The 17,730-nt window shown below is 71.4% G+C and carries 17 protein-coding genes; 8 read left to right on the top strand and 9 right to left on the bottom strand.

Annotated elements, in window-relative coordinates:
* Positions 1-117: 117 nt before the first annotated feature.
* Complete coding sequence (locus tag OG897_RS27630) at positions 118-471, top strand: hypothetical protein (RefSeq protein WP_266660800.1); 354 nt, start codon at positions 118-120, stop codon at positions 469-471.
* Positions 472-601: 130 nt separating this feature from the next.
* On the opposite strand, the gene OG897_RS27625 is transcribed toward OG897_RS27630, so the two are convergent.
* Complete coding sequence (locus OG897_RS27625; RefSeq protein WP_323188109.1) at positions 602-2,320, bottom strand: glycoside hydrolase family 18 protein; 1,719 nt, start codon at positions 2,318-2,320, stop codon at positions 602-604.
* Positions 2,321-2,624: 304 nt separating this feature from the next.
* Positions 2,625-2,963 carry a co-chaperone YbbN gene (locus tag OG897_RS27620; protein WP_266660798.1) on the bottom strand — a complete coding sequence of 113 codons (339 nt, stop codon included), beginning with the start codon at positions 2,961-2,963 and terminating at the stop codon, positions 2,625-2,627.
* 639 nt (positions 2,964-3,602) lie between these two features.
* Between OG897_RS27620 and thpR the strand changes: the two genes are divergently transcribed.
* Complete coding sequence (gene thpR / locus OG897_RS27615) at positions 3,603-4,232, top strand: RNA 2',3'-cyclic phosphodiesterase (protein WP_266660796.1); 630 nt, start codon at positions 3,603-3,605, stop codon at positions 4,230-4,232.
* 77 nt (positions 4,233-4,309) lie between these two features.
* On the opposite strand, the gene OG897_RS27610 is transcribed toward thpR, so the two are convergent.
* The gene (locus tag OG897_RS27610) at positions 4,310-5,551 is read right to left on the bottom strand and encodes an LCP family protein (protein WP_266660794.1); all 1,242 of its coding nucleotides are present in this window, start codon (positions 5,549-5,551) and stop codon (positions 4,310-4,312) included.
* A 246-nt stretch (positions 5,552-5,797) separates the two neighbouring features.
* Positions 5,798-6,262: a DUF6194 family protein gene (locus tag OG897_RS27605; RefSeq protein ID WP_266662453.1), complete on the bottom strand. Its 465-nt coding sequence runs from the start codon at positions 6,260-6,262 to the stop codon at positions 5,798-5,800.
* Positions 6,263-6,304: 42 nt separating this feature from the next.
* On the opposite strand from OG897_RS27605, the gene OG897_RS27600 reads away from it, so the two are divergent.
* Positions 6,305-7,099: a MerR family transcriptional regulator gene (locus tag OG897_RS27600; protein WP_266660792.1), complete on the top strand. Its 795-nt coding sequence runs from the start codon at positions 6,305-6,307 to the stop codon at positions 7,097-7,099.
* A 189-nt stretch (positions 7,100-7,288) separates the two neighbouring features.
* Positions 7,289-8,980 carry a GMC oxidoreductase gene (locus OG897_RS27595; protein ID WP_266660790.1) on the top strand — a complete coding sequence of 564 codons (1,692 nt, stop codon included), beginning with the start codon at positions 7,289-7,291 and terminating at the stop codon, positions 8,978-8,980.
* On the opposite strand, the gene OG897_RS27590 is transcribed toward OG897_RS27595, so the two are convergent.
* Positions 8,961-9,683 carry a DedA family protein gene (locus OG897_RS27590; protein ID WP_266660788.1) on the bottom strand — a complete coding sequence of 241 codons (723 nt, stop codon included), beginning with the start codon at positions 9,681-9,683 and terminating at the stop codon, positions 8,961-8,963. The genes OG897_RS27595 and OG897_RS27590 overlap by 20 nt on opposite strands.
* A 134-nt stretch (positions 9,684-9,817) precedes the next feature.
* On the opposite strand from OG897_RS27590, the gene OG897_RS27585 reads away from it, so the two are divergent.
* Positions 9,818-10,966, top strand: a complete 1,149-nt coding sequence (locus OG897_RS27585) for a winged helix DNA-binding domain-containing protein (protein ID WP_266660786.1) — start codon at positions 9,818-9,820, stop codon at positions 10,964-10,966.
* A gap of 253 nt (positions 10,967-11,219) precedes the next feature.
* A complete protein-coding gene (locus OG897_RS27580; protein ID WP_266660785.1) occupies positions 11,220-11,816 on the top strand; it encodes a DUF1203 domain-containing protein in 597 nt (198 codons plus the stop codon).
* 15 nt (positions 11,817-11,831) lie between these two features.
* Here OG897_RS27580 and OG897_RS27575 read toward each other — a convergent pair whose 3' ends face one another.
* A complete protein-coding gene (locus OG897_RS27575) occupies positions 11,832-12,290 on the bottom strand; it encodes a DUF3224 domain-containing protein (RefSeq protein ID WP_266660783.1) in 459 nt (152 codons plus the stop codon).
* A 110-nt stretch (positions 12,291-12,400) separates the two neighbouring features.
* Between OG897_RS27575 and OG897_RS27570 the strand changes: the two genes are divergently transcribed.
* Positions 12,401-13,390, top strand: a complete 990-nt coding sequence (locus OG897_RS27570; RefSeq protein ID WP_266660782.1) for a YafY family protein — start codon at positions 12,401-12,403, stop codon at positions 13,388-13,390.
* 41 nt (positions 13,391-13,431) lie between these two features.
* On the opposite strand, the gene OG897_RS27565 is transcribed toward OG897_RS27570, so the two are convergent.
* The 3 genes from OG897_RS27565 to OG897_RS27555 form a co-directional block, all read right to left on the bottom strand.
* Positions 13,432-14,541 carry a serine hydrolase gene (locus OG897_RS27565; RefSeq protein ID WP_266660781.1) on the bottom strand — a complete coding sequence of 370 codons (1,110 nt, stop codon included), beginning with the start codon at positions 14,539-14,541 and terminating at the stop codon, positions 13,432-13,434.
* Positions 14,542-14,961: 420 nt separating this feature from the next.
* The gene (locus OG897_RS27560; RefSeq protein ID WP_266660780.1) at positions 14,962-16,125 is read right to left on the bottom strand and encodes a DNA alkylation repair protein; all 1,164 of its coding nucleotides are present in this window, start codon (positions 16,123-16,125) and stop codon (positions 14,962-14,964) included.
* A gap of 50 nt (positions 16,126-16,175) precedes the next feature.
* On the bottom strand, positions 16,176-16,784 hold the full coding sequence (locus OG897_RS27555; RefSeq protein WP_266660778.1) for a TetR/AcrR family transcriptional regulator: 609 nt from the start codon (positions 16,782-16,784) through the stop codon (positions 16,176-16,178).
* 151 nt (positions 16,785-16,935) lie between these two features.
* Between OG897_RS27555 and OG897_RS27550 the strand changes: the two genes are divergently transcribed.
* Entirely contained in the window at positions 16,936-17,487 is a 552-nt protein-coding gene (locus OG897_RS27550; protein WP_266660776.1) for a GNAT family N-acetyltransferase, read from the top strand.
* The last annotated feature ends 243 nt before the right edge of the window (positions 17,488-17,730 follow it).

The following is a 17,730-nucleotide window of genomic DNA, read 5'->3' as shown; positions in this document are numbered from 1 at the left end:
CCCCAGGAGTTTCACACGGCGGAAATCCCCTGGCCGTCACCTGGCGCCGCCCGTAGCCTTCGAGGCTCTGATCAGCCGTTCTTCCGGCGGCGTACGAGAGCGAGGGGGCGAGGCTCCGTGAACGACGACCGGCCGACGACAACCCTGTGGCGCCCGACCGGGCCCGTGGAGCTGGAGCTCGTGAGGAAGCTCGGCTGGCGGGCGTGGCCCCCGCGGCTGCCGGAGCAGCCGATCTTCTACCCGGTGCTCAACGAGGACTACGCGATCCGCATCGCGCGGGACTGGAACGTCAAGCACGACGGCGCGGGCTTCGTGACGCGTTTCGAGGTCGAGTCGGAGTTCCTGCGCCGGTATCCGGTCCAGCAGGCGGGGGGTCGGACGATCCTCGAACTGTGGGTACCTGCGGAGGAGTTGGCGGAGTTCAACGCGCACGTGGTCGGGGAGATCACGGTCGTCCACGAGTTCCGCTGAGCGGGCTCCGGGAGTGCGCGGCCCGCGCGGTGGAGACAGGTGGAGACAGTGGGACACCCTGCCCATACGGATGAACTCCCGTGCGGGCAGGGTGCGTTGGGGGAAGGGTGAGCGGAGGGGACGGGGGTGGTTAGGGGAGGTTGTGGACGTGGGGGCCGACCGCGTTGGACCAGGCGTTGCCAGCGGTGGCGTCCCAGTTGGTGGACCAGGTCATCGCGCCGCGCAGGCCGGGGTAGGTCTTCGTGGGCTTGAAGGCGCCGCAGCCGGTGCCCTTGGCGAGGCAGTCGAGGGCGTTGTTGACGATGGCCGGGGAGACGTAGCCGCTGCCCGCGCCTCGGGTCGAGGCGGGGACGCCGAGGCCGACCTGGGAGGCGTCGAGGCCGCCTTCCAGCTGGATGCAGGCGAGTGCGGTGAGGAAGTCGACGGAGCCCTGACTGTAGACCTTGCCGTCGCAGCCCAGCATCGAACCACTGTTGTAGTACTGCATGTTGACGACGGTGAGGATGTCCTTCACGGCGAGTGCGGTCTTGAAGTACTCGGTGCCGGTGGACTGCATGTCGATGGTCTGCGGGGCCATGGTGAGGACCATGTTCGGGCCCGCCTTGGCGGAGAGCTGGCGCAGGGCCTTGGTCAGGTAGGTGGAGTTGATGCCGTGTTCGAGGTCGATGTCGACGCCGTTGAAGCCGTACTCCTGCATGAGCGCGTACGCGCTGTTGGCGAAGGCGGTGGCGGAGGCGTCACTGTTGACGGTGACGTTGCCCTTCTCGCCGCCCACCGAGATGATCACCGACTTTCCGGCCTGCTTCTTCGCAGCGACGTCCGCCTTGAAGTCGGCGACATTGGTATAGCCCACTGCCGGGTCGAGGTTGAAGACGATCTGGCCCGGCGTGGTCGTGGAGTCGGCGAAGGACACGGCGATGATGTCGTACTGCGCCTGCACGTCGCGGAGCTTCTGGACGGTCGCGCCGTTGTTGAAGTTCTGCCAGTAGCCGGTGAGGGCGTGCTTGGGGACGTTGGGGTTGGGGTTGGTGTCACCCTTCGACGTACGGCCGCTGACCGTGGCCGACTTGGGGGATTCGCCTGCCGTGTTCAGCGCGGTCACCTGGAAGTCGTAGGAGGTGTCGGCGGTCAGGCCGGTGACGGTCGCCGAGGTGCCGGTCGCCGACTGGATCTTCGTGCCGCCCCGGTAGATGTTGTACGAGGTGGCGTTCGTGGCACCGGACCAGGACAGGGCGAGGGAGGTGGCGGTGGGCGAACCGACGGTCAGACCTGTGGGGGCGGCCGGGATGCCGGGCTCGGGGTCGGGGCCGCCGCCTCCGTCGGGGCCGAAGACGGAGAGGTCGTCGACGAAGTAGGCGGCCTGGCCGTACCAGCCGTGGGTGTAGACGGTGACGGACTTGGTGTTCGGGCCCGCCTTGAAGGTGGTGGTGAGCTGCTTCCAGTCGGTGGAGCCCGGCGACCAGGTCGACACGTCGGTGGTGCCGGTCCCGCTCGCGCCGAGGTAGGCGTAGCCGCCCTGGGTCCAGGCGGAGAGGGTGTACGTCGCACCGGGCTTGACGGTGACGGCCTGCGAGCAGCGGGCGTGATCCTGTCCGGCGGGGGTGGCCTTGAGGGCGGAGGCACCGCCGTGCACGGGCGTGGAGACCGACGTTCCGGCCGTACAGGTCCAGTTGGCGAGTCCGGCCTCGAATCCGGCGTTCTTGGCGACGTTGAGGTCGGCGGCCTGGGCGGTGGGCGCGGTGGCCATGCCGACGGCGGCGAGGGCGGAGGCGGTGAGTGCGGCCGTGAGAACGGAACGGCGTCGTCTGGCGGGCGTGCGGGGGGTGCGGGGTGCGCGTTGGCGGTCCACGAGCTGCCTCCGGGGGAAGAGGTGTGGGGAGGGGGTGTAGATACGGTGGCCACCGTTGGGGCAGCAATCTGGTCCAGACCAATGAGGTTGTCAAGACCTTTGGCAGAGAAGGGGAGTTGAATGTGCGGACACCTCTCCTCAACGAGCCCGTCCGACCCTCTCCGACGCTGCTTGCGCTCGCCCCCGTCCGGCCCCTCCGACGCTGCTTCCGTTTGCCTCCGTCCGGCCCTCTCCGACGCTGTTTGCGCTCGCCCCCGTCCGGTCCCCTCCTTCCTCGCCCCGCCCCCTCTCCCGGCCCCGTTCTTCAGAGGTGCCGCCCCAAAAACTCCCCGAAGCCCGCGCGGTCCATCGGGCCCGCCTCGACCGCCACGGCCTCCCCGTCCCGGATCAGTACGAACGTGGGCGCCCCGGCGACCCCGTACCGCTTCACCGGCAGCGGACAGCGCGTGATGTCGGCCTTGACGACGGTCAGGCGCCCCGCGTACTTCTCCGCCACCTCCCCCGCCACCACGTCCATCTCCTTGCACACCTGCACCGCCTTGGGCCACGTTCCGCTGAAGTACGCGAGCACGGGGCCCGCCACCCTCGCCACGACGAAATCGAACTCGTCGCTCTCCCTCGGCTGATGGATCCTGCTCGCCACCGACACTCCTCTTCCGGTACGGACCCGAACACGGATGTGTGTACGGATATGTGCGCAAGCCCCCATCATGTCCTGCCCGGGGTGGTCGACCGTCCGGGGCCGCGCCTCCCGCCCCGTTAGGGGCGCGGGGAACTGCGCGGCCAGCCACGACGTGCCTGCACGTGGGCGGGACTGCCGCGCGGCGAGCGCTTTAGGTGAAGGGGCGGGGAGGGGCAGCCCGCCGCAGGCGCACTGGGGTGCGGCGCACCCATCGGCGGAGGTAACGGCGGGGGCACCGGGGTGGGCCCCTTGCGAGGGGTGCGCCGGTAGCGGGGTGGGGCGGGGGTGCTCCGGGGTGGGCCCGGAGCGAGAGGGGCCGCCCCCTTGCCCGCCCGTTCCGCCCCCGGGGGGCGGCCCCGCCGCCCAAGGAGGCTAGGCGGAAGCGCAGCCCAAGGGGGCGAGGCAAGGCGGAGGCCGAAGGGGCGAGGCGGAAGCGGAGGCCGAAGGGGCTCGGCGGGAGTGGGGCTCAAGGGGGCTCGGTGGGAGCGGGGGTCGGAGGGGATGCACGTCGGTGGTTGCCGCGGTCTGGAGCACCGAGATTCTGCGGCGCGGCGGCAAGGAGCGGGCCGCCCGGCTCGGGGGCGTACTCGTGCGGTACGAATGTCTGCTGTGCCCCCTGTGTCTGCCGTGCCCTCCGAGAGTGGCCGCTCCGAGCCCACCACCCGCGTGTTCGTCGCCCTCGCCCCTCCCGACCCGGCGAAGGACGAGCTGGCGCGGGCGCTGGGTCCCGCGTACGCCGCGTACCCGCGCATGCGGTGGAACCGCATCGAGGACTGGCACCTCACCCTCGCCTTCCTCGGCGAGCAGCCCGTCTCGGCGGTGCCCCTGCTCGGCCCGCCGCTCGCGGACCTGGCGGCGTCCCGTTCCCCGCTCTCCTTCGCCCTGACCGGCGGCGGGCACTTCGACGAGCGGGTGCTGTGGAGCGGGATCGAGGGCGACCTCGATGCTTTGCAGTTGCTGGCCGGGGAGGTGCGGGCGCTGGTCAAGGGGTGCGGGGTCGCGTTCGAGGAGCGCCGGTTGCGGCCCCATCTGACCCTGGCCCGCGCCCGCCGGGACGACCCGAGGGCGGCGGCGGAGGCCGCCGCGACCCTCGCCAACTTCGCGGGGCGGCGCTGGCGGGCGGCGCGGCTGCATTTGGTGGCCAGCAACGTGGGGCGCGGGCCGGGGCCGATCCGGTACCGGGACGTGGAGTCCTGGCCTTTCACGGGACCCGGTTCGGGCACGGGCTGAGCGGGTCGGGCCCGCCCTGGGCCGAGCAGAGCCGAGCGGGTCGGGCCCGCCCTGGGCCGGGCAGGGCGGACCCCCGTTCAGTCGCCCTTGATCACCTTGTCCGCGTCCACCTTGTCGCCCGCCGAGTCCTCCGTGACCGAGTCCGGTATCGGCTTGTCCTCGCGGAGGGACTGCCAGAGCGTCGCCGACTGGTCCTTGAGCGGTATGACGCGGTACTTGTCCTTCGCGTCGTAGTCGATCGGCAGCGTGATCATCTTCATGTCCTTCGAACCGATGCCGCCCAGCGCGTTGCCGAAGGACAGCAGGGACGGGACGGAGCCGAGGCCCGAGTCGGTGGTGACGGTGCGGGTGGCGGCGTCCGCGAGGTTGTACATCTTCTTCGGGTTGCTGAACACGCCAACGTCCTTGACCTGCTCCATCAGCGCCTTGACGAATGCCTGCTGGAGCTGGATGCGGCCCAGGTCGCTGCTGTCGCCGACGGTCTTGCGGGTGCGGACCAGGCCGAGGGACTGCTCACCGTTCAGCCGGTGGGTGCCCTTCGGCAGGTCCAGCTTGCTCTTCGGGTCCTTGATGTCCCTGGTGGTGGTGATCTCGACGCCGCCGAGTTCGTCGATGATCTGCTTGAAGCCGCTGAAGTCGACTTCCAGGTAGTGGTCCATGCGGATGTTGGCGAGCCGTTCCACCGTCTTCACGGCGCAGACGGGACCGCCGATCTCGTACGCCGTGTTGAACACCTGCCGCGTCGCTTCCGGCCGCAGCTTGTCGTTGCGGCCCTTGCACTCGGGGCGGGTCACCAGGGTGTCGCGGGGTATGGAGACGACGCTCGCCTTCTCGTGGCCCGCGTGGACGTGCACGACCATCGTGATGTCGGCGCGGGCGCTGCCCACGTCCTTGCCGTACGCGCCGTTGGAGCCGCTGCGCGAGTCGGAGCCGAGGACGAGGATGTCCATCGAGCCGTCGTCGACGTCAGAGGGGCGGTTCGTGCCGAGCTCCGCCTCGATGTCGACCTGCCTGAGATTGCCGTCGAGGCTGAAGTACACCCAGGCCAGACCGCTGCCACCGAGCACCACGAGGGCGGCCAGGACCCACTTCAGGGTGCGGAACCGGCCGGGCGGCCTGCGCCTGCCGCGCCGGTTCGCGGCCCGGCCCCGGCCGCCGCCCGCCTGGGCGCGGCGGGCGGCGGCGCGGCCCTGGTAGGGCTCGGCCGGCTCTTCGTCGTAACGGTCCTGGTACCCGGAGGGCTGCGTGCTCCGGCCGGCGGACTGCTTCCTTCGGCCTCCGCCCGCAGCGGCCCTAGTGTTCTTCCCTCTGTTCCCCATGCGCTTACCAGCCCCTCACCGCTTGCCTCGCACCCCCTGCCATCACGGAATCTGGGGACGGAAAAATCGACAATTTACACGCACCTGCCGTCAGGCGCTGCACGGTCAGACCTTCGGAGGTGTCGAAAGGTTGTACGGCACTTTCATTTTCCTTTGCGATCACTTGCCTTGTCCGTGACCAGCCACTTCATCCCATTCGTCGTCCGCGTCGTCCGGGTCGTCCCGCACAGCCCACGTCCGGAACCCCTACCGCGACCCCGCCTGCCGCCGCTCGGCCCTGTGCCGGGCCGCCTCGTGCGCCTCGCGCAGCAGCCGGGACACCGTGTCCGACGTACGCGCGGCGGGATTGACGACGCAGACCCAGCCGATCTCCCCGTACACGGGATGCGGCAGCACCAGGTCGGCGGCCGTGTGGTCGCGGGGCAGGGCGAGGCTCCGGGGCTCCTCCCCCGTGAGCTCGCGGAACGTCGTGCGGCCGACGTGCACGTTGACCCGCCAGCGGCCGGGAGTCGACAGCGCGGAGGCCGTGTCGCCCGGATAGTCCTTCGTGACGATCGTGGCGTACGGCTGGACGTGCTGCGGCACCTGGCCGTCGGGCGCGTAGTAAAAGAACGCGTCGCCCCACGCCTGCTCGGGAACGTCGTCGCCCTCGCGGGGCGCGAGGACGAGTGCGCCGGGGAGGGCCCGCACGGTGGCCAGGACCTGTTCCATACTCATGCTCATGTCGGTGGTCATGGTTCAAGTGTTGACTTCATGTGCTTGTGTGGGGTTGAGGGGGAGGTCCGGGTGAGCGGTCACGACCTGCGTACGGTCGATGTGGCGGCCGCGACCGGCTACTCCGTGCAGCAGGTACGGAACCTGGAGCGGCTCGGCGTGATCCCCCCGGCCGTCCGGTCCGCCAACAACTACCGGCATTACGGGCCTGTCCACGTCCAGGCCCTCCGCGCCTACCGGGCGCTCGCCCTGGCCGCCGGGCCCGTCGCCGCCCGGCGGCTGCTCGCCGCCATTCGGTCGGGGACGCTCGCCGACGCCGCCGCCGCGATCGGCGAAGTCCACACTGGGCTCGCCCACGAGCGGGCCGAGGCACTGCGGGCCCGGGAGGCGCTCCGGGCGATCCGGGCCGAGTTGACTTCGTACGAGTCGACTTCGTACGGGACGGCCACGTCGACGACGTACGAGACGGCCGAGTCGGGGGACGACGAGCGCGACTCGATGACCATCACCGAACTCGCCGGGGCACTCCGCGTACGCCCCTCGACCCTGCGGTTCTGGGAGCAGGAGGGCCTCGTACGGCCGGAGCGCGTGACCTCGCTGCGCGCCCGGCGGTACGGGCTGCCCGCGATCAGGGCCGCCCGCATCGTGGCCGCCCTGCGCGGCGCCGGTTACGGCGTTCCCGCCGTACGGGAGGTGATGGACTCGCTCGGCCGACTCGAAGGGCCGGGCTCGGCCACGTATCTCCTGGACCGACGTCTCCACGACATCGCGGGCCGGACCGTGGCCCTGCTGCGTGCGGGGGCCGATCTGGCCGCCGTGATCGAGGCCCGCTGAGACCGGAGCGGGCGCTCACGCGGAGGGGGCGTTGACGTGCACCGACCCGCAGTCCACACGCCTCCCCCGGGAGCCGGGGCCGCCAAGATCGGGCAGAAGTTACTTATCGGTATGCAGTGACTTCACAGGCCCTCGGCAGTACAACTCGCACCTCTCCGCACGAGAGTCACGAGAGTGAGGAACCTCCCCATGAGCGAATTCACCTCGCAAGCCGGGCCGAAGCCCCGACAGACCGGCCCGGAGCCCCTGCCCACCGATCCGGAACCCCGGCCCACCGGACGGTTGTCCCGCCGCCTCTTCCTCGCCGGCACGGGCGGCGCCCTCACCACGGCCGCCCTCGCCACTCCCCTCGCCCACGCGGAACCCCGCCGCGCCGCCCTCGCCAACGGGGAACGCGTCCCCGCACTGGTGATCGGCACCGGGTATGGTGGCTCCGTCACCGCCCTGCGCCTGGCCCTCGCCGGGGTCGACGTCCACATGGTCGAGATGGGCATGGCCTGGGACACCCCGGGCCCGGATGGCAACATCTTCGCCAACACCACCAAACCGGACTACCGCTCCTTCTGGCTGCGCACCAGGACCAAGCAGCCTCTGAGCAACTTCCTCGGCTTCCCCCTCGACAAGGACGTCCCGCGCCACACCGGCATCCTGGACGCCGAGGACTTCAGCGGCATCACGGTCTACCAGGGCCGGGGCGTCGGCGGCGGTTCCCTGGTGAACGGTGGCATGGCCGTCACCCCGCGCCGCGAGAGATTCAGCGCCGTGCTCCCGTCCGTCGACGCCGAGGAGATGTACGGCACTTACTACCCGCGTGCCAACGCGGGACTCGGCGTCACCGAGGTCGACCCCCGGTGGTGGGAGTCGGCGGAGTGCTACCAGTACGCCCGGGTGGGCCGCAAGCACGCCGAGCGCTCCGGCTTCCCGTTCGTCTTCGTACCGAACGTGTACGACTGGGAGTACATGAAGCAGGAACTGGCGGGCTCCGTACCGAAGTCGGCCCTCGTCGGCGAGGTGCTGTACGGCAACAACCACGGCAAGAAGTCCCTCCAGAAGACCTACCTCGCCCAGGCGAAGGCCACCGGGCGGGTCGCCATCTCACCGCTGCACAGGGTGACTTCGGTGACTCCGGCGCCCGCCGGGACCCCCGGCTACACGGTCCTCGTCGAGCAGCTCGACACCACGGGCGCGGTGACCGCGACCAAGTCCGTCACCGCCGACCGGGTCTTCTTCGCTGCGGGCAGCGTCGGCACGTCCAAGCTCCTCACCCGGCTGAAGGCGACCGGCGCACTCCCCCGCCTGAACGACGAGATCGGCAAGGGCTGGGGCGACAACGGCAACGTGATGTGCGGGCGCGCCAACCACATGTGGGACGCCACCGGGAAGCTCCAGGCGTCCATGCCGACGGCGGGCATCGACAACTGGGAAGCGGGCGGCGCGTTCGCCGAGGTCGCCCCGCTGCCGACCGGCATCGAGACGTACGCCTCCTTCTACCTCTCCATCACCAAGAACCCGCACCGCGCGCAGTTCAGCTGGAACGCCGCCGCCGGACGGGTCGACCTCGACTGGCAGACCGCCTGGAAGCAGCCATCCATCGATGCGGCGAAGACCATCTTCGACAAGATCAACAAGAAGGAGGGCACGATCTACCGCACCGACCTGTTCGGCCTGTACAAGATCTGGGGCGACCACCTCACCTACCACCCGCTCGGCGGCGCGATCCTGAACAAGGCCACCGACAACTACGGCCGTCTGCACGGCCATCCGGGTCTGTACGTGATGGACGGGGCGCTCATCCCCGGCAACACGAGCGTCAACCCGTTCGTCACGATCACCGCGCTCGCGGAGCGGAACATCGAGCGGATCATCGCTGACGATCTGTAAGTCGCGCTGCCGTGCGGCTCATTGAGCCCGTCACCGCGACGGATGCGCTCCTCGCGGTGGCGGGCGGCACGGCGGCGGGACCTGGTGCGGCTGTGCTCCGCGCGGCACTTCGGCCGCGCACCCACCGGAATCCTTCGTGCAGCAGGGTGATCGAGAAGGCGAGCCCGAGGCCGACCGCGACGCCGAGCAGCGGCTCCTCCTCGAAGGCCGCACCGCCCAGGTGGCCGAGCCCGGCCGAGTACACGGCCCAGGTCGAGGCGGCGACGGCGTCGTAGCGGGTGAAGGAGCGGCGCGGGAAGCCGGTCGCCCCGGTGGTGAGCGTGGCGGCGGTACGGCCGCCGGGGATGTAGCGGGCGACCACGAGGACGAGTCCGCCGCGCTCCTTGAGCAGGGCGTCCACCCTCCCGTATGCCCTGTGGGTACGGGAGTCAGGCTTGAGCCGCGCGAAGATCCTGTTTCCGGAGGCGCGGCCTATCGCGTATGAGATGTGGTCCCCGGTGAACGCGCCGAGCGCGGCGACGAGGATCACCAGGGGCAGCGAGGGGTCGCCGACGGAGGCCGCGAAGACCCCGAGGGTGATGACCAGGGTCTCGCTGGGGACGACGGGGAAGAACCCGTCGAGGGCGGCGATGCCGAAGAGCACCACGTACACCCAGGGGGTGGTGACGAATCCTTCGACTGCGTGGACGATGGCGTCATTCATGGTCGCCACCCTAGGAACGGGCCGGTGGCGGGGGCCGTGGACTTTGGTCCGGCGGTGACCCCGACTTTCGTCGGGGTCCGGCCATGCCCCGGGCGGCCGCCGCCACCAGCCGCCCCTGCGGCACAATCCTCCCTGTGAAGATCTCCGCGCGCGCACTGAACCGGGCCACCCTCGGCCGCCAACACCTCCTGAACCGCGTGACGTTGAGCGTCCCGGACGCGGTCAGGAGCGTCGTCGCCCTCCAGGCCCAGCACGCGCCTTCGCCGTATCTCGCACTGTGGAACCGGATCGCGGACTTCGATCCGGCGGAGCTGGACACGGCGTTCACGACGGGGGCGGTCGTCAAGGCGACGCTGATGCGGATCACGCTGCACGCGGTGGCGGCGGCGGACTACCGGCCGTTCCGGGCGGCGGTGCATCCGACACTGTACGGGTCGGGGCTGGGGTCGCGGTTCTCCGACACGGGGCTGACTCCCGCCGACGCCCGTGAACTGGCGGCGGAATTGCTGGTGTTCACGAAGGAACCGCGCAGTTCCGCCGACGTGCAGGAGTGGCTCGCCGAGCGGGTGGGCGCGGAGCGGAAGGACGGTGCGTGGCGGGGGGTGCTCGTGTACGCGCCGCTGCACCACGTGCCGACCGGCGGGCCGTGGTCGTACGGTGCGCGGCCGTCGTTCGTCACGGCGGGGGCGGAGGCGGTGCCGGACGGCCGGGAGGTGAACGTACCGGCATTGCGCCAGTTGGTGCTGCGCTGTCTGGAGGGGTTCGGTCCGGCGTCGGTGGCGGACGTGGCGCAATTCTCGCTGGTGGGCCGGACGCCGATCAGGGAGGTGCTGCGGGGGCTCGACGGTGAGGTCGAGGAACTCCAAGGGCCGGACGGGACACCCCTGTTCGACCTTCCGGGAGCGCTGCGGCCGGACGCGGACGCGGTGGCCCCGGTGCGGCTGATGGCCATGTGGGACAGCACGCTGCTCGCGTACGCGGACCGGAGCCGGATGATCCCGCCGGAGTACCGGAAGGTGGTGATCCGCACCAACGGGGACGTGCTGCCGACGCTGCTGGTGGACGGGTACGTCGCCGGTGTGTGGCGGCTGGTGGAGGGCGGTGTGGAGGTCACGGCCTTCCGCGACCTGGCGTCCGGGCAGTGGGAGGAGGTCGCCGCGGAGGCGGGGGCGCTGGGCTCGCTGTTGGCGGAGCGGGACCCCCGGACGTACAGCCGCTATCACCACTGGTGGGCGAAGCTTCCCGCCGGAGACGTCAGGTTGTTCCCGACCGGGTGCTCCTGAAACGGTCGCCCCTGAAACGGTTGCTCCTGCGGGGAGTTGCTGCCCCCGCACCTCCGCCAGCGCACCGCGTCCTCCGCCGGAGCCCCCTTCGGCTTCGTGAGGCTGGCCCGCCGCAGTTCCGGGAGGGCCACCCTCGCCCATGGAGACGCTGAGGAAATCGCGGCCCGGTCCAGGCCCTCCGGCAACCATCCGTAAGCGCCTCGACGTCTGATTCCCGCCAGTCCCGCCCCGCTCGCCGGGCGAGGCTGGCCCCATGAACACGTACACACCTCTCCCCATTCCGCCCGCCGCCCTCCGCGAACTCCGCGAGCGCGACGATTCCGGGCAGCCCCCGCAGCCGTACACAGCGGGCGTCGACAGCGCGTTCCCCGACAGCGCGTTCCCCGACTGCGTGGGCAGCCTGCTGCGCTGCTGCCTGCGCGCCGCCGAGCCCGGTGACAGGGTCGCCCTCGTCTCGTACGCCCCGCTCCGCCGCTGGGCGGCGGAGACCGGCGCGACCCCGGGGGCGTACGTCGAAACCGGTCCGGTCTTCGTCCACGCGGACGCCTGTGACGTCCGCGACGGTGACAGTGACAGTGACGGTACGGGGACGACGACCGGGCCCCAGCCGCCGCGCACGCCGGGCTACCCCTTCGCCCGCCCCGGGGCCCAGCGCCTGCTGCGGCGCTACGACGCGCGCGGGCACATCGTCGGCGGCGAGCGCTTCGAGGTCCCCCCGGGTACGGAATCCGTGGCGGCCAAGGCCCTCGACGCCGCGCTCGACGCCGCCTTCGCCGCACCGGAAGTGGCCCTGGTCCACGTGCGGGCGGTGGAGTACGGCTGCTTCCAGTTCGAGGTGCGGCGGCCGTAGGAGGAGGGGGCGGGGCTACGCGGGCAGGGTGTACTCGAAGGTGTACGGGACGGATTTCTCGCCGTGCGGGGCGACGAAGGTGCCCTTTCCGGTGAGCCCCGTCAGCGCACCCGTGCCCGAGCCGGGGACGACCTCGAAGGTGCAGTGCACGGTGCCGTCCTCGCCGAAGCGGCCGCGCTCCTCGACCACGAAGACGCCCTCGTGGCCGTCCAGTTGGCCGGAGATGTACTCCATGCCGTTGAAGGAGCCAGTCGTCTCCGTGGCGTAGGCGCACGTGTACTCGCAGCGGGTGTCGGCCGCTGCGATGCCGCCGGTGAAGGTGTTGACGACGGAGGCATGGGAGACCCGGGGGCTCGCCCCGGCTTCGGTGACGTCCTTCTCGTCCCAGCTGGCGTAGGTGAAGTGGCCCGAGACGGTGGTCGAAATGGCAGGGGTGGCAGGGGCCGGAGTGGCAGTGCCGGTCGTGTCGGACATGGGGTCCCCCTGGGGATCGGTGTGGAGTGCGGGGCGGCTCCCTCGCTCTGCACACCATCCTTCCGGCCATACCTGACACCTTCTGTCAGGTACGGGTGACAATGGCGGGCATGCGTGCCGATCGCCTGCTCTCCCTGCTCCTGCTGCTCCAGAGCCGGGGCCGCATGACCGCGCCCCAACTCGCTGCCGAACTTGAGGTGTCGGTACGCACCGTCTACCGCGACGTCGAAGCGCTCGGCGCGTCCGGTGTGCCCGTGCGGGCGGACCGGGGGCCCGACGGCGGGTACGAGCTGATGGCCGGGTACCGCACCCGGCTGACCGGCCTGACCCCCGCCGAGGCGGAGTCCCTGTTCCTGGCGGGCGCTCCCGGCCCGGCGCGCGACCTGGGGCTCGGCGCGGTACTGGCCACCGCCCGGCTCAAGCTCCAGGCCGCGCTGCCCGCCGAACTGGCCGAGCGTACACGGGTGTTGGAGGACCGGTTCCATCTCGACGCACCGACGTGGTTCCGGGAGGCCGACCCCGTTCCGTACCTCTCAGAGGTCTCGCACGCCGTGTGGGAGCAGCGGACGCTGGCTGTGGAGTACCGGCGCTGGAAGGGTGAAGTGCGGCGCGTGCTGGACCCGTTGGGGCTCGTGCTGAAAGGTGGAATCTGGTACTTGGTGGCGCGGGCGGAGGGTGCGGAGGACTCCGAGGGGTCGGTACGGACGTATCGGGTGGCCCGGTTCCTGTCCGTACGGGCCACGGGCGAGGTCTTCGAGCGGCCCGCCGGTTTCGCCCTGGCGGCGCACTGGGAGGAGTCCTCGCGGCGCGTGGAGGCCATGCGGTTCCAGGGCGTCGCGGACCTGCGGCTCTCCCCGGCGGCGCAGAAGCTGCTGCCCGCACTGTTCGGAACGGAGGGGGCCAAGGCCCTCGCGGGGGCGGGGGAGGCGGACGCCGAGGGGTGGGTGCGGGTGGAGATGCGGGTCGAGCCGACGGCCGTGGCGGTCGGCGACCTGCTCAAACTGCGTGACGAGGCAGAGGTGTTGGGGCCGCCCGAGCTGCGGAGGGCGGTCGCGGAGACGGTGGCGGCGCTGGCGGCCCGCTATGCGGCGTCGACGTGAGGGGGCCGGGGGCGCGGGGCTCGGGGCACCGCGCCAGCCCGTCAGCTCGGTCGTACCGCCTGCGACACCTCCGCCAGGAGCTTCTCCGGGTCCGCACCCCATCGCGAGCTGACCACCAGGTCGCGTGCCGGGTCCACCCAGAGGAGATGGGCGCCACCGTTGCCGCGTGCGCAGCGGCCGGTCGAAGGGGCTGCGGGCCAGACGGTGCGGTCGTCGTTCAGCCACCAGGACAGGCCGTAGTTCGGCTTGACCCGACAGGGCGTCCAGAGCTCCTCGATCCAGCGGCGGGACAGGAGCCGCTTGCCGCCCCAACTTCCTTGCCCCAGTACGAGTTGGCCGATCCGGGCCAGGTCGAGGGCGCTGATCCACAGGCCGCCGCCCCAGTGGGCGCCGCCGGACACGACGGGCACGCGCGTGCCGTCGACATCGGCGAAGGAGTTCGCGTAACCGTGCCAGGACCAGGTGTCCGAGGCCCCGATCGGGTCCATGACCCGGGTGCGGAGCACGTCGGGGAGGGACCGGCCGAGGAGGACGGTGAGGGCGAGGGCGGCGAGGTTCACACGGACGTCGTTGTACGCCCAGCCTTCGCCGGGCGGGCCGCCCGGGGACTCGGTGCCCTCCCGGGTGCTCTGGGCGTCGACCGAGGTGGGCTTGGACCAGAGCTCGCCCTCCCACTGGCTGGTCTGGTCGAGGAGGTGCCGCCAGGTGACGGCGCGCCCGTGGGCGTCCGCGAACTGGGGCAGGTCGACGGAGCGGGAGACGGGTTCGTCGAGGCGGAGGAGTCCGTCGTCGTACGCGATGCCCGCCGTCAGGGAGAGGACGCTCTTGGTCGCGCTGTACGCCATCTCGACCCGTGCGGGTCCGCCCCATTCGGCGATGACCGTGCCGTGGTGCAGGACGACGCCGCTGGGGCCCTGACCGTCGAGGAGCGGGCCGAGGACTTCGCGGTGGGAGGTGTCGGAGACCTGGGCCTCCAGATAGGAGGCCATGTCCTCGATGCCGGGGACGGGGCGGGCCGACTGGGCGTGGGTGGCGAGGGCGAGGGCTTCGGCGTCGACGCCTTGCCAGGGGTCGGGGGTGGGGGCGTTGTGTGGTGATGGCCCGTCCGTGATCCTCGTCCCCGTTCCCGTGAACTGCTCCCCCGTGTGCATGGTGCCCCGCTCTCTGGTGCCGTGTCCGTCCTGTGCATGATCAATTGCGTCGAGACGGTACCCGACGGGGTCCGTGCGTTGGAGGCACCTGGTCCGGGTGTGGCTGCCGCTGCTGCGTGGCCTGCCTTTCGAGGTGTGCGGGTGCGTGGGTGGCTGGGCGCGCCCACGCGGCGGAGCCGCACATCGAAACAGCCCCGCGCCCCGGATGCCTGCTCCGCAGCATCCGTACGGCGTCCGCGGGAAGAGCGCGGTGAGGCCCCCGACGACACCGCCCCGATGTGTCTCGTACGTCCGGGCGTCGAGCAGCAGCGCCTCGGCCACCTCCCACCCCGTCTCCTCCCGGAAGGCCCGCACCAGCGCCTCGACGGGCTGCTCCCCCGGCCGGTTCCGCCGCCCGGCAGGTGCCACTCGCCGCCGCCGTCACGGTGTCCTCAGCAGGAAGCTCGCGGAGGCCCGCACCAGTCCGTTGACCTGGATGTCGATCACGTGTTCGCCCGGGTAGTAGACGCGCGTGGTGATCTCCCTGACCGCGTGCTGCTTGCGCAGGGTCCGGCGCTCGCCGGGGGCGAGTTCGACGGTGGCGAGCTTGAAGACCTTCGGGATGGTCCGGCCGCCCTTGCGGACGTGGTGGACGACGTAGTCGACGGTGAGGGTGTGCGGGCTGTCGTCGGTGTTGCGGATGTCGAAGTCGAGGGCGAGGGTCTCACCGACGGTCAACTCCGTTACGGAGAGGGCGAGTCGGGGGATCTGCGCGTGTTCGCCACCGGTGGCGCCGAGGAGGGCGAGGGCCTGTTGGTTGCCCTGCTTCACCAGGGTGCGCAGTCCGTGCCGTACGGTCCAGGCAGTCTCCGGGGTGGGGCTCTCCTCCGTCCATCGCAGCGCCGTGGCGAGGACGAGGTCCGGGTGGTCCCTGGCGATGTCGTTGAGGTTGTTCGCGACCGACTTGCGTACGTACGAGGAGGGGTCACTGCGCAGGACTTCCAGGACGGCCAGGACCGGGCGGGGGTCCGCGACGAAGCCGGTGAGGGTGCGGGCCCAGGGCAGACGGGGGCGGATTCCCTCGCTGGCGAGCCGCCGGACGTGGTGGCTGGGGCTGTGCGCCCAGTCCGTGACGCGCTTCATGGTGAGGTCGTGGTGGCGTTCGACGAGGGGGCGGACCGCGTACTCGCCGGTGTGCCGCCGGGTGATCTCGTGCAGGGCGTCCAGGGAGACGGTCGGGTGGTCGAGTCCGTACTCCTCGACGAAGCGCGCGACCGGCATCAGGTGCCAGCTGTTGTTGAACATCCCCTGCCCGTCGGCGAGTTCGTCCCCGAGGAGGGCCACGAGGACGGCGACCGCTTCGGGGTACGGGCCTGGCAGGCGGCTGCGCAGCCCCTCGGCCAGGACTCCCACCCGGTCCTTCAACTCCAGTCCCCGGACCCGGACTTCAGCCTCCCCGACATACCCTTCGAGGTCGAAATCCGGGCGGACTCCCTGGACGAGGACGCCGAGGCGGCGGGCCCCCGCTCCGTCGAAGTGCCGCTTCAGCCCGTACTCGCCCGCCATGCCGCTCCCCTGCTCCGCCGTCCCGCGTCTCCCGGTCACACCTCGCACCAGTATCGCGGGCCGTCGCCGAACACGCCGTCCGCCGCGCTTCACGAGCCTCCGGCAACGCTCTCCAAGTACTGGTCCACGAGAGCCACTTGGCGCTCCGGGGTGAACTCGTCCGGCGCGAACAGGGCCTGCACCACCAGTCCCAGCACGAAGCCCTGCGCCGCGGCCGCCACGTCCTCCGCCACCGGCCCCCGAGGCAGCTCTCCCGACTCCTGGGCCGCCCGCACGTGCACGGCGATCCGCTCGCGCGAGCGGCGGTAGCGCTGCGCGTGCTCGGCGGCCAGTTCCGGATCGGCGAGGGCCACGTCCCAGGAGCCGACCCAGATCCGGTTGCTCGCCGCGCCCTCGGCGTCGAGCGGCAGGATGTCGAGCAGTACGGCACGCAGCATGACCAGTCCGGTACCCGCCCCCGCGCGGCCCGCCGCCGGGCGCGGCCGGTCGAGGGAGCGCTTGTCGAGCACCTCCAGGGCGTGCTGGAGCAGGGCCCGCTTGCTCGGGAAGTAGTGCGTGAGCAGGCCCGTGGTCGCGCCCATCTCCTGGGCGACGGCCCGCAGCGTGAGGCCGCCGAAGCCGCGCTCGGCCAGCACCTGCCACACCGCCCGGGAGACGTCGGCGCGGCGGGCTTCGTGGTCTCCCCTGGCGGGCGTCATGGGTGGTCTCCCCTGGCGGGCGTCACGGGTGGTCTCCTCGGGCGGGTGTCATGCGCCACAGTGTACGTACCCAACGTTCGTTACGTATCGTGGGTGCGCCCGCCCGAACGCCCGGACACCTCGCTTCCGGCCCACCCCCGAAGGATCCGCCGTGTACGCCGTACCGCTGACCGACCGCGCTGAACTCCGCCCGCTGGAGCCCTGGCAGGCGCCCGAGTTCCTGGCCCACATCGACCGCGCCCGGGACCTGGTCGACCCGTGGATTCCGTGGGCCTCGTTCTCCACCGACCTGGAGTCGGCCCGAGCCACCCTGCAGCGGTACGCCGACAAGCAGGCGGCCGACGCCGGCCGGATCTTCGGGATCTGGCTGGACGGCACGCTGGTGGGCGGGGTGATGTTCGTACGCTTCGACGCCCCGCTCGGCACCGCGGAGATCGGCGTGTGGTCGGAGCCCTCCGCCGAGGGCCGGGGCCTGATCGGCGCGGCCGTGCGCAGCCTTCTGGCGTACGCCTTCGAAGAGCGGAACCTGCACCGTGTGGAGTGGTGGAACAGCACGGTCAACGTCCGCAGCCGGGCGGTGGCGCAGCGCGCGGGCATGCACCTGGACGGAACGCTGCGCGAGCACACCGCATACCGGGGCGTCCGCCTGGACATGGAGGTGTGGTCGCTGCTGGCCCACGAGTGGAAGGGCCGGGAAGCCTAGGGCCGGGAAGCCTAGGGCCGGGAAGTCTAGGGCCGGGAAGTCTAGGGCCGGGAGGTCTAGGGCCGGGAGGTCTAGGGCCCGGTGCTCGGTGACCTCCTCGGGGTGCAGCCGCCTCTCCTTCGGTACGTTCTCCCACGCGAGCCCCTTGAGCCAGGGCCCGCCGTGCCCCGGGCAGGTCGGCCGCTCCTCACCCACCGGCCACGGCAAAGGCCCGCCCACCGAGGAGTCCGCCACGGCCGGCGG

The sequence above is a fragment of the Streptomyces sp. NBC_00237 genome, from assembly GCF_026342435.1.
Lineage (GTDB): Bacteria > Actinomycetota > Actinomycetes > Streptomycetales > Streptomycetaceae > Streptomyces.
This window is presented reverse-complemented; position numbering and strand designations above follow the sequence as displayed.